This is a genomic window from Mesorhizobium sp. WSM4840 (assembly GCF_055811755.1).
The window spans coordinates 1-1327 of sequence record NZ_JBVVQD010000095.1; the positions used below are offsets into that span (position 1 = coordinate 1).

The following is a 1327-nucleotide window of genomic DNA, read 5'->3' on the forward strand; positions in this document are numbered from 1 at the left end:
TGCGACCCGCGCTACTCGCGAGGCTTAGGAGCATCAGGGGGAATCGTCATGTTTTGGCCATCGGACTGGTGCGTCTTCGGGCCAGCAGAGTCGCAAGCATCAGGACGACAATGACCGCAACCGCGGCGAGCAGCAGGAAGCCCAGGAAGGCAAGAATAAGCAGCAGAGCGGCGAAAATCGGGGCGGCAGCGGAAACTTCGCCAATGATCCTGAGCGTGCTTCGGAGGCGGGCCGGAAGGGCGGGAAGTCCTGATATTTCTACCTGATATTCTAAGAGACGAGATGAAAATACGGCCGTCGCTTGACGGGCCGTATTGCGTGCAAACGCTGTGGGCCGTGACCATTCGAGAGGCCGCCGGTAAGCAACAGCGCCAGCGTGAGAACGACGAGACCCGAATGCGGCCACTCCGTCTCGCATGCGCGGTCACGTCTTCGAGTTCTGTTTGCAGGCTCACGCAAGGATGCAACCACTTCGCGACGGTCGCGTTATGCCGATCTCGCAAAACGGGGTTCGCGCACGATGGGTAAGTTTCTACCGCTCTTGATCCGCTTTGTAGATGGACGCTTGATGCAGGTGTCATCGATCACCGAGGCTGAGCTAGCATTGGCTGGGCAATGGCCGAACAAAGAGGCAGACTTCTACAGGGAGGCTGCTCGCCTTCTCGTCGCAGCAAGGGAAGGAACCTGTACGCCGGATATCGCCTTCATTGCGTTTGAGAAGGCGGCGCGGCAGCAACGTCTGCTTAAACCCCGGAAGCCGAGTTCCGGTCTCCGCATATTGGATTCTTTGAGCGAATCGAACTAGGCGCGAGTTTAGCTGCGCGTGCTCCCGACTACCGTTAGTATGTCTAACGACTCCAATCTGATGTCAGGGTGAGTGACGCCTCGAAAATTTGCCGATCACCGTCGGTTCGGATTTTGACTGTGATCGTCACAAGATTAACATCCGGCATCTCGTCGTGTGCGATGTCGTGCAATATCCGAAGCGCCTCTGTTCTCGCTCGTTCGGGCGTCTCTAACAATTGCCCCTCGGTGTCCGTCTCTGGACCATCCGAGTCGTAGACGTCAAAATAAAAGTGCTGCATCTTCGGAAAACCCGACGCTATCATCGTGTTCTAATTCGGGTTGATCGCCATTGTTCCGCAGCGATGGCATTTCAGTATGATGGGGTGCATTGTAACAATTGTTAGTGTCCGCCATCTTCCGAAGGCCTAGAGGTCCGAAGCCGCGCAGTGCGCTTCCAAATAACCCTCGGCGATCGGCGTTCAGGCGCGATTGCTGGAGGCTAGGATGCTTGAGTCCCTATATCTCAACCTCGGCCAGCACG

Annotated in this window: 2 protein-coding genes and 1 pseudogene; 2 read left to right on the top strand and 1 reads right to left on the bottom strand. The window is 56.6% G+C overall.

Annotated features, from left to right (window positions below; all coding sequences use genetic code 11):
• Nucleotides 1–193: 193 nt before the first annotated feature.
• Nucleotides 194–253, top strand: a pseudogene (locus AC0L3I_RS36815) (KGG domain-containing protein); the annotation flags it as partial.
• A 267-nt stretch (nt 254–520) separates the two neighbouring features.
• The gene (locus tag AC0L3I_RS36820) at nt 521–805 is read left to right on the top strand and encodes a DUF982 domain-containing protein (protein WP_473530215.1); all 285 of its coding nucleotides are present in this window, start codon (nt 521–523) and stop codon (nt 803–805) included.
• 43 nt (nt 806–848) lie between these two features.
• On the opposite strand, the gene AC0L3I_RS36825 is transcribed toward AC0L3I_RS36820, so the two are convergent.
• Nucleotides 849–1109 carry a DUF6894 family protein gene (locus AC0L3I_RS36825; protein WP_473530216.1) on the bottom strand — a complete coding sequence of 87 codons (261 nt, stop codon included), beginning with the start codon at nt 1107–1109 and terminating at the stop codon, nt 849–851.
• Nucleotides 1110–1327 lie beyond the last annotated feature (218 nt).

Bases quoted from the DNA above. Each gene is read 5' to 3' on its own strand.
- AC0L3I_RS36820 (WP_473530215.1), top strand. From the start codon at position 521: ATGGGTAAGTTTCTACCGCTCTTGATCCGCTTTGTAGATGGACGCTTG.
- AC0L3I_RS36825 (WP_473530216.1), bottom strand. From the start codon at position 1,109: ATGATAGCGTCGGGTTTTCCGAAGATGCAGCACTTTTATTTTGACGTC.